This window comes from Sphingosinicella sp. (genome assembly GCF_052387495.1).
In the GTDB taxonomy this organism is placed as follows: domain Bacteria; phylum Pseudomonadota; class Alphaproteobacteria; order Sphingomonadales; family Sphingomonadaceae; genus Allosphingosinicella.
The window spans coordinates 1-8,937 of record NZ_JBQTJC010000006.1 but is presented as its reverse complement, the minus strand read 5'-3'; the positions used below and the strand labels follow the sequence as shown (position 1 = coordinate 8,937).

12 protein-coding genes are annotated in these 8,937 nt (G+C 69.1%); 5 read left to right on the top strand and 7 right to left on the bottom strand.

Annotated elements, in window-relative coordinates:
- Positions 1-174: 174 nt before the first annotated feature.
- Positions 175-300 carry a hypothetical protein gene (locus ACT4N8_RS00445; protein WP_444856161.1) on the top strand — a complete coding sequence of 42 codons (126 nt, stop codon included), beginning with the start codon at positions 175-177 and terminating at the stop codon, positions 298-300.
- Between the two features lie 19 nt (positions 301-319).
- Here ACT4N8_RS00445 and ACT4N8_RS00440 read toward each other — a convergent pair whose 3' ends face one another.
- From ACT4N8_RS00440 to ACT4N8_RS00425, 4 genes are all read right to left on the bottom strand, one after another.
- Positions 320-718 (bottom strand): carboxymuconolactone decarboxylase family protein, encoded by a 399-nt coding sequence (locus ACT4N8_RS00440; RefSeq protein ID WP_444856160.1) that lies wholly within the window; start codon positions 716-718, stop codon positions 320-322.
- On the bottom strand, positions 715-1,320 hold the full coding sequence (locus ACT4N8_RS00435; protein ID WP_444856159.1) for an MFS transporter: 606 nt from the start codon (positions 1,318-1,320) through the stop codon (positions 715-717). Before ACT4N8_RS00435 ends, ACT4N8_RS00440 begins: the two co-directional genes overlap by 4 nt.
- A 90-nt stretch (positions 1,321-1,410) precedes the next feature.
- Entirely contained in the window at positions 1,411-1,917 is a 507-nt protein-coding gene (locus ACT4N8_RS00430; RefSeq protein ID WP_444856158.1) for an MFS transporter, read from the bottom strand.
- A gap of 108 nt (positions 1,918-2,025) precedes the next feature.
- Positions 2,026-2,478, bottom strand: a complete 453-nt coding sequence (locus ACT4N8_RS00425; RefSeq protein ID WP_444856157.1) for a cupin domain-containing protein — start codon at positions 2,476-2,478, stop codon at positions 2,026-2,028.
- 237 nt (positions 2,479-2,715) lie between these two features.
- Between ACT4N8_RS00425 and ACT4N8_RS00420 the strand changes: the two genes are divergently transcribed.
- The 4 genes from ACT4N8_RS00420 to ACT4N8_RS00405 are packed head-to-tail and all read left to right on the top strand — an operon-like array spanning position 2,716 to position 6,044.
- Positions 2,716-3,537, top strand: coding sequence for a 3-hydroxybutyrate dehydrogenase (locus tag ACT4N8_RS00420; RefSeq protein WP_444856156.1), 822 nt, complete (start codon positions 2,716-2,718; stop codon positions 3,535-3,537).
- Between the two features lies 1 nt (position 3,538).
- On the top strand, positions 3,539-3,682 hold the full coding sequence (locus ACT4N8_RS00415) for a hypothetical protein (protein ID WP_444856155.1): 144 nt from the start codon (positions 3,539-3,541) through the stop codon (positions 3,680-3,682).
- Complete coding sequence (locus ACT4N8_RS00410; RefSeq protein WP_444856154.1) at positions 3,679-4,920, top strand: NAD(P)/FAD-dependent oxidoreductase; 1,242 nt, start codon at positions 3,679-3,681, stop codon at positions 4,918-4,920. The genes ACT4N8_RS00415 and ACT4N8_RS00410 overlap by 4 nt, the downstream gene beginning before the upstream one ends.
- Entirely contained in the window at positions 4,917-6,044 is a 1,128-nt protein-coding gene (locus ACT4N8_RS00405; protein WP_444856153.1) for a patatin-like phospholipase family protein, read from the top strand. The genes ACT4N8_RS00410 and ACT4N8_RS00405 overlap by 4 nt, the downstream gene beginning before the upstream one ends.
- Before the next feature lie 21 nt (positions 6,045-6,065).
- Here ACT4N8_RS00405 and ACT4N8_RS00400 read toward each other — a convergent pair whose 3' ends face one another.
- The 3 genes from ACT4N8_RS00400 to xth all read right to left on the bottom strand — a co-directional run bounded on the left by ACT4N8_RS00400 (position 6,066) and on the right by xth (position 8,936).
- Positions 6,066-7,463 carry a hypothetical protein gene (locus ACT4N8_RS00400; protein WP_444856152.1) on the bottom strand — a complete coding sequence of 466 codons (1,398 nt, stop codon included), beginning with the start codon at positions 7,461-7,463 and terminating at the stop codon, positions 6,066-6,068.
- 28 nt (positions 7,464-7,491) lie between these two features.
- Positions 7,492-7,629 (bottom strand): hypothetical protein, encoded by a 138-nt coding sequence (locus ACT4N8_RS00395; RefSeq protein ID WP_444856151.1) that lies wholly within the window; start codon positions 7,627-7,629, stop codon positions 7,492-7,494.
- A 536-nt stretch (positions 7,630-8,165) separates the two neighbouring features.
- Positions 8,166-8,936: an exodeoxyribonuclease III gene (gene xth / locus ACT4N8_RS00390; RefSeq protein WP_444856150.1), complete on the bottom strand. Its 771-nt coding sequence runs from the start codon at positions 8,934-8,936 to the stop codon at positions 8,166-8,168.
- Position 8,937 lies beyond the last annotated feature (1 nt).

The following is an 8,937-nucleotide window of genomic DNA, read 5'->3' as shown; positions in this document are numbered from 1 at the left end:
CCCGCACCATCTACCTCACCACCGTGCGCGGGAGGCCGCACTCGCCTGCGGTCGGCGCGTTCGTTCAGGAGGCACGCCGCTATCCCTGGCCCGCGCAAAAGAAAGCCGCCTGAGGGAAAACAGATTGACGCGGGACCGCGTCGCCGGACAGAGATCGCCGGAGGAGAAAAGCCCATGACCCGCAGGATCGTCACGCTCGCCATGGTCGCCGTCAGCCTGGCGCTCGCCGCATGCAACACGGTGCGCGGGGTCGGCGAAGATCTCAAATCGGCGGCCGACGCGGTCGACGAGCAGACCTGAGCGCCGCTCGAACCTCCGGCTAGGGCTTGACCTGGTCCGTGTCCGCTGACGTGGCCAGCAGATCGTGGCATTCGGCGAGCGCGTTGAGCGCGGGCGGGAAGCCGGCATAGATGGCGGTCTGCATCAGCACCTCGACGATCTCCTCGCGGCGGCAACCGATGTTGAGCGCGGCGCCGACATGGACCCGCAGCTGCGGCAGGCGGCCAAGAGCGGCGAGCGCGGCGATGGCGGCGATCTCGCGGGTCCTGAGGTCGATCTCGCCGCGCGCATAAAGATCGCCGAAAGGAAACTCGATCGTCATCCGCGCGAAATCGGGGGCAACCTCGGCGACTCGGTTGGTCACCTGCTCGGCGCCGTTGCCCGACAGGCGCTGGAGGATCTCCACGCCGCGGCGGTAGCGCTCGTCATTCTGGTTCATCGATCTTCCCTTTCGAACAGGCCGCGGCCGAGCCAGGCGGCGAAAGCGAGCGCGGCGAAGATGCCGGCGACGGCGGCATTCCAGCCGAAGCGATCGTAGAGCTGGCCGACCGTCGCGGCGCCGGCGAGCCCGCCGCCATAATAAAATGAGAGGTAGAGGCCGCTTGCCGCGGTGCGATCGGTCTTGGCGGTTCGGCCGACATAGCCGGTCGCGACCGCCTGGGCGAAGAAGGTGCCGACGCCGACCAGCACGAGCCCGGCGATCACCGCCTCCAGCCGCAGCACGACGAGCAGTACGAGGCCGGCCAGCGCGACGATGAGCGAGAGCGGCAGCGCGCGGCGCGCGCCGATCCGGTTCACGACCGCCCCCGCCATCGGCGTCGTAACCATCGAAGGGAGGAAGACGAAGAAGACGAGCCCGGTCGCCATCATCGACAGCGCCAAAGGCGGCGCGGCGAGGACGAAGCCGACATAGGTGAAGGTGCCGATGAAGCCGAACAGGATCAGGAAGCCGATCGCATAGGCCCGGGCGAGGCGCTGGTCCCTCAGATGTGCGGCCCAGGCCGACCAGATCCGTCCGCCCGGCATCGCCGGTTCCGCCATCCGCGCCATCCCGCTGAGCGAGGCGAAGGCGAGCGCCGCGCCGGCGAGGTTGAGCAGCGCGAAGAAATAGAAGGTCGAGGCCGCGCCGAGTTAGCTGGCCACCGTCGCGGCGCAGAGCCGGCCGATCAGGTTCGAAGCGACCCCGCCGGTGACATAGGCAGCGAGAGCGCCTGCCGCATCTTCCGTGCTGCAGCGTTCGCCGAGATAGGCGAGAGTGAGGGTGAAGGCGCTCGCCATGAAAAGACCCTGGATCACGCGAAGCAGGGCGAAACTGGCGAGATCGGGCGCGGAGGCGAGCAGGAAGGTCGGGATGGCGAGCAAGGCGAGGCTCAGCCAAATCCCCAACCGGCGGTCGAGTCGTCCGGCGAGCGCGCCGGTCAGCAGACCGGCGATCGCCAGGCCGATCGTGCTGGCATTGGCGGCGATGCCGATCTCAGTTGGCGTGACGCCGTAGGTCGTTGCGAGGCTCGGCAGGATCGCCTGCGTCGCGAACAGATCGACGAGGGTGAGGAAGCCGATCAGGCCGATCGTCAGCGAGCGTCGCCAGGCGGGCGCGGGCGTCGCTTGGGCCGGTGCGGCGAGAGCCAGTTCCGCCATGCGCGAATCCTTGGATGAAGGGGGGTGGCGCTCCGCAGGGGGCGGGGCGGAGCGCCCCGAGGGTGCCGGCGCGTCAGGGGGGCGGGAGCGCGCCGGCGGGGAAGAGCGTCAGTCGCGCGCCTTGACGTCGGCGGAGAGCAGCACCGCCGGCTCGCGGCCGTTGTTGATCCAGTAATGGCCGATGCCCTCGGCCTCGCGCGAAACCTCGCCGGCGCGATGGGTGATCGGCACCGCGCAGCTCGAGCGATATTCGGTGATCTCGCCGCTGACCGTGATGATCAAAGCGGGGCGGCCCTCATGGCTGTGGAAGGGCACGATGCCGCCCGGCTGGACGACAAGGCGGCGGAGCCTCAGGTCGCGGTTCGCGACGCCGATCTCGGCGCCGAGATCGATGCTGCCGATGACGTCGTCGGTGACGTTGCTCGGCGCGGTCGGATGGTTCGCGAGCGGGTTGGCGAGGACCTGGTCGGCCGGGCACTGGCCGGCGAAGGCGGGGGTGGCGGCGAAGAAGCCAAGGGCGATCGCCCCGGCCGCGAGGCGCCTGATCGTGGGCTGGAACATGCGTATCTCCTGTTTCTCGGTGCGGGGCCACGAAGCCGGCGCGCGGGGTAGCGAGGGACTCTATTTCTCCCGTGGCGCGAAGGCTCCGGGCCGGCTTCGTGACGCACCGCCAAGCTAGGGAAAGCCGCCGCCGCGGTGAAATCGCCAGTCGTTATGAAGTCCATGCAAAGCCGGCATTTCAGCCGCCGCGCGCGTCCCGCCATGTTCGCGTGCAACGCAATTCAAGGAGCATGGCACATGGATATCGCCGTCATGAAAGAGCTCGACGCCCGGCTCCCGCTGGCCGGCCGAGTCGCGATCGTCACCGGGTCCACCAGCGGCATCGGCCTCGGCATCGCCCGCGCCCTCGCCCGGGCCGGCGCCGATGTCGTCCTGAACGGGCTCGGCGAGCCCGAAGAGGTCGAGGCGAACCGCGCCGCGCTCGAGGCCGAATTCGGCGTGCGTGTCGGCTATGACGAAGCCAACCTCATGGATCCGCGCGAGGCCGCCGGCCTGGTCGAACAATCGGTCGCGACGTTCGGCCGGGTCGACATCCTGGTCAACAATGCCGGCATCCAGTTCGTCAGCCCGGTCGACACCTTCCCGGTCGAGAAGTGGGACGCGATCATCGCGCTCAACCTGTCGGCGGCATTCCATACCTGTCGCGCCGCGTTCGCGGCGATGAAGGCGCGGGGCTTCGGCCGGATCATCAACGTAGCCTCCGCCCACGCGCTCGTCGCGTCGCCGTTCAAGAGCGCCTATGTCGCGGCCAAGCATGGCGTGCTCGGTCTCACCAAGGTGCTCGCGCTGGAAGGCGCCGAGCATGGCGTCACCGCCAACGCCATCTGTCCCGGCTATGTCTGGACGCCGCTGGTCGAAAGCCAGATCGGCGCCACCGCCGAAGCGCGCGGAATCAGCCGCGAGGCGGTGATCCGTGACGTCCTGCTCGCCGCCCAGCCGACCAAGCGCTTCGCCGAGGTCGACGAGATCGGCGCGCTTGCCGTTTTCCTTGCGGGTGAGGCGGCCAAGTCGATCACCGGGACCGCGCTGCCGGTCGACGGCGGCTGGACGGCGCACTGAGATGCGCGCCCCTCCGCCGCTCCGCCCCGAGCTCGCCTCGGTCTGCCGCTTCCTCGCGCCGAAGCGCGCCGGCCGCGTCGTCCGTGTTGTCCAGACGAATGGCGGCGTACTCTCCGAGCTCGCTGCGAGCCGGGGCATGCAGTGACCGCGTCCCGCCCCAAGGTCGTGATCATCGGCGCCGGCTTCGGCGGCCTCGCCGCCGCGCAGGCACTGCGCAAGGCGCCGGTCGACGTCACCCTGATCGACAAGCGCAATCATCACCTCTTCCAGCCTTTGCTCTATCAGGTGGCGACCGCGGCGCTCTCGCCGGCGGACATCGCCGCGCCGATCCGCGCGATCCTGGCCGGCAACCGCAACACCCGAGTCCTGCTCGACCGGGTCGAGGGCGTGGATACGGCGCGCAAGGAGGTGCGCCTCGCCTCGGGCGCTGTGACCTCGTACGATTGGCTGATCCTCGCCACCGGCGCGCGCCATTCCTATTTCGGCCGCGACGACTGGGCCGAGCACGCGCCCGGGATCAAGACGATCGACGACGCGACCGCCGTGCGGCGCAAGGTGCTGCTCGCGCTCGAGCGGGCGGAAACCGAGACCAACCTTGAGCGGCGCAAGGCACTGCTGACCTTCGTCGTCATCGGCGGCGGCCCGACCGGGGTCGAGATGGCCGGTGCGATCGCCGAGCTCGCCCGCAAGTCGGTGTCGCGCGACTTCCGCTCGATCACCCCGCAGTGCTCGCGAGTCATCCTGATCGAGGGCGGCGAGCGGCTGCTCGCCGCCTTTCCGCCCGACCTCTCGGCCGAGGCCAAGACGGCGATCGAGAAGCTCGGCGTCGAGGTCCGCCTCGACGGCCGGGTGACCGCGCTCGGGCCGGACCATGTCCGAGTCGGGGACGAGATCATCGCCACCCACACCGCGATCTGGGCCGCCGGAGTCCAGGCCTCGCCCGCCGCGCAATGGCTCGGCGCCGAATGCGACGCCGCCGGCCGGGTGATCGTCGGCGCGAATCTGCGCCCCCCCGGCCATGACGACATTTTCGTGATCGGCGACACGGCGAGCTGCGCCGGCCCCGACGGCCGGCCGCTGCCCGGCGTCGCCCCGGTCGCCAAGCAGCAGGGACGCCATGTCGCAGCCATGATCATGGACCGAAGCGCGCGCCCCTTCCGCTACCGCGACTACGGCAATCTCGCGACGATCGGGCGCCGCGCGGCGGTGATCCATTTCGGCCGGCTGCGCCTTTCGGGCTTTCCCGCCTGGGCGCTCTGGTGCGTCGCCCATATCTGGTTCCTGGTCGGCTTTCGCAGCCGCATCATCGTCGGCCTCAACTGGCTGTGGAACTACCTCACCTTCGCGCGCAGCGCGCGCCTCATCACCGGAGAGATCGCATGACTTTGAGCAAGGAAGCCAAGGCGCTCGGCCAGACCGTGCTCGTCCTGCAGGGCGGCGGCGCACTCGGCGCCTATCAGGTCGGAGTCTATCAGGCGCTGTCCGAGGCCGGGATCGAGCCCGACTGGGTGATCGGCACCTCGATCGGCGCGATCAACGCCTCGATCATCGCCGGCAGCGCGAAAAACGAGCGGCTGGACCGGCTCACCGAATTCTGGCGGCGCGTCGAGCACGGCCAGTTCATCGATCACCCGATGCTTCCGGCCTGGGCGGCCGCGGCGGCACGTAATATGATCGCGGTCGGCGCCGGCATTCCCGCCTTCTTCCGCCCCAACCCCGCCGCCTTCGTCAGCCCGCACGCGCCGCTGGGGCCCGAGGACGCCGGTTATTATTCGACGCTGCCGCTCCGTGCGACGCTCGAGAAGCTGGTCGATCTCGACCGGCTCAACAGCGGCGAGGTCCGGCTCACCGTCGGTGCCTCCAACGTCCGCACCAGCGAGATGCGTTATTTCGACAGCCGCGACATGCCGCTCGGCCTCGAGCATGTCATGGCCTCGGGGGCGCTGCCGCCCGCCTTCCCCGCGGTGCGCATCGACGGCGAGCTCTATTGGGACGGCGGGATCCTCTCCAATACACCCGTCGAGGTCGTGTTCGACGACAATCCGCGCCGCGACAGCCTGGTCTTCGCGGTTCACATCTGGAACCCGCACGGCCCCGAGCCGGAGACGATCTGGGAGGTGATGAACCGCCAGAAGGACGTTCAATATTCGAGCCGCGCCCACGCCCACATCAAGCGCCAGCGCCAGCTCCACCGCCTTCGCCACATCGTTGCCGAGCTCGCCAGCCGGCTGCCCGAGGAAAGCCGCCGCGACAATCTCGTCGCCGAGATGGCGTCCTATGGCTGCCTCACCCGCATGCATGTCGTTCGCCTGCTCGCCCCGGCGCTAAGCTATGAGGACCATGCCAAGGACATCGATTTCAGTCCCGACGGCATCCGCCAGCGCCGGGAGGCTGGCTATCGTCACACCGCCGCGACGCTGGAGAAGGCGCCCTGGCGCGGCGAGGTCGATCCGACCGAAGGCTTCATCCTCCACGAGGCCTGCGGCGGCGAGATGGTCGGGCCGTAACGCGGCGGGCTCGCGGGCCGTCTAACCGGCGCGGCGGCGGGCGCCCTCCAGCATCCTCAGACGTCCCTCCAGGTCGGCCAGCCGCCGCTCCCGTTCCGCCGCGCGCTGCACGGCGAAGATCGCACGGGCGAGCGGGCCAGCAATCCCGGCGACCGCCTCGCGCTCGTCCTTGCCGAGCAGGCTGCCGTCGGGCCGCGGGCCGAGCAGCAGCCAGCCGAACGTCCCGAGGCCGTCAAGCTCGAGCGCGACGCGATGGGGAAAGAGGCGATCTTGGCACGCCGCCCCAAAGCTCATGCCGGTGGCGGCCACGGGCCGGGCAGCAACCGGCGCGTCCCTGATGAGCAAGGCCGAGCGCGAGGCGCGCGTCGCCCGCTCAATCCGCTCCAGGACGATCTCGCCCGCCATGGCCAAATCGACGGTTTCGCGGAGGTCGGCCAGCATTTCCGGCGCCTCCTCCCGGAAGGCCGCCAGCGCCGGCTGGAACCGCCGTTCGGTCCAGCCTTCCGCCCATTTGTGGATCGGCGCGATCAGTGCCGCCGCGAGCGCCGCCGCGACCGCGCTCGACACCGTGCCGGCCATGTCGCCGAGGAGGTGCTGCGAGGCCGTCTGAATCACGACCTCGGCTCCGGCGAAGGTGCCGACCAGGGACAAAGTGAGCACCGCGATCGTCGTGGAATGGCTGATCGCCGCGTCGGCGTCGTAGAGGCGATAGCGCAGCAGCGAAACGAGCATGCCGAGCGCCATCGACGTCACGCCGAGATCGAAGGCGCCCTGTGCGAATGCCGCGATCACCGGCGAAGGGTCGGCTGCGAGCCCGCCGAGCCGGGACAGGCCGACGAGACCGAGGCCGATGCCCAGCCCGAGCGCGACCCATTTGATCTGTTGCCGCTCGATCCCCGGCGGCAGCGAGGCGAGCCGTGCGCGCATCGCGGCGACCGCCAGCGCGGCGCAGGTCATGGCGGGAACGACATGGGCGCCGGCCGGAACCAGGCGAAGCGCCTCCGCGACGCCGAGGCCGAAGGCAAGGAAGGTCGCGCCGACGGCGAGCCGGGTCCATCGCGGATCGAACCGGCCGCTCGGGAAAAGCATCATCGCGCCGACGAAGAGCAGGAAGCGCGACCGATCGAGCATCGCCAGCGGAACGGCAGCGGTGTCGATGCCGTCCCAGAACGGCGAGGAAGTGAGGACCCAGAGCAGAAAGGCAATTGAGAGCATCGCCGCGATGGAGTCCGCGCCACGACGGCGGAACAGGAGGGCCGAGGCGCCGAGCAAGATTGCCGCCTCCAGCGCGGCCGTCGGCGACCAGGCGACGTGTTGACCGGCGATCGCCGCGGCGACGGCGGGGGTCAGCAGGGCGCACCACAGGGTCCGATAGGCGACGAGCGGTATGCCGCGTAGCCTAGGAAGTCCGTCCATCATGGTAAGGATAGAAAGGGGTCGATGATGGCTACAGACGGGGACCCGGGTGGCGAACGGTCCGCGCCTTGAGCCGGTGCAGCTGGCGGGCCAGCCCCTCCAGGTAGGGATCGCGGTCGAGAATATCGTCAAACCGTCGGGGGATCCGCCATCTGCCGAGGATCGTCATCGCACCGTCTCCTTGCGGGAGCGTGGAATAGCGAGGGCGCGCCCGGCGCGAAAATGCCGGCTAATTCTGGAGTCGATGCGCTCGGCAAATGAAGATCGCGGCTCTTTCGACTGCGAGGGCCGCAATCCAGCATGTCCGCTATCGGCCAAAAGGACGTTCGCCCACCGATGCTGTCGTCGAGTAGCAACGCAGAACGGATATTGCGTCTGGCGCCCACTTAGTATCCCTCCCGCGCGGCGTGCGCTATCGCCTTCGTTCGCTCGAGATCGCCCTCTTTCGCAAGGAAGCTGACCTGTCACAATCTGTTCGGCCACCCCCTCCGGCGAGATGTGTGGCGTTCGATCATCACTCGTCGGGCCTGCTCCTTCGCTGCCTCCCAATCACTCTCCTGAAACCCGTGCCGGTAAGTGGGTCCGCGATCCGTCGTCACCTCACCTCACTTTCCCTGACCCATCGTTCTTTGCTGCAGCACAACTATAGCTTGGACGTCTGTCGGCGAGTTCATCGCGCGGGTTGAGGCTTCGGCGAGACTCCCCTTATTGCTCCGCAAGCTCCACCCAGGTCGGCGCATGATCGCTCGCCTTCTCGCGGGCGCGTACCCAAGTATCGACGCCCGCCGCCTTCAGCCGCTTCGCCGCTTTCCTGTTCAACAGCAGATGATCGATGCGGATGCCGGCATTCCTGGCGAAGGCGTTGCGCCAATAATCCCAGAAGGTGAAAATCGTCTCGTCCGGATGGAGCGCGCGGATCGCGTCGGCCCAGCCCTGGGCGAGGAGCTTGCGGTATCGCGCGCGCGGCTCGGGCTGGAACAGGGCGTCGTCCAGCCAGCGCTCGGGCTTGTAGACGTCCGTGTCGGTCGGAATGACGTTATAGTCGCCTGCGAGCCCCACCGGGCAATCGAGCCCGACCAGCCCGGAGGCGCGGGCGATCAGGCGGTCGAACCATTTCAGCTTGTAGGCGAACTTGTCCGTGCCGATCGGATTGCCGTTCGGCAGGTAGAGGCAGCCGACGAGCACGCCGTTCACCGCCGCCTCGCGATAGCGGCTGTGAACATCGGCGGGGTCGCCGGGCAGGCCGCGATGGGTCTCGACCGGCTCGGCGCCCTTGGCCAGGATGGCGACGCCGTTCCACCGGCTCTGCCCGTGCCAGATCGCGCCATAGCCGGCCTGCTCGATCGCCGCGGCGGGGAACTTCTCGTCAGGACTCTTCAGCTCCTGCAGGCAGGCGACGTCGGGCGCGGCTTCGGCCAGCCAGTCGAGCAGCAGGCCGAGCCGGCCGTTGACGCCGTTGACGTTGAAAGTGGCGATC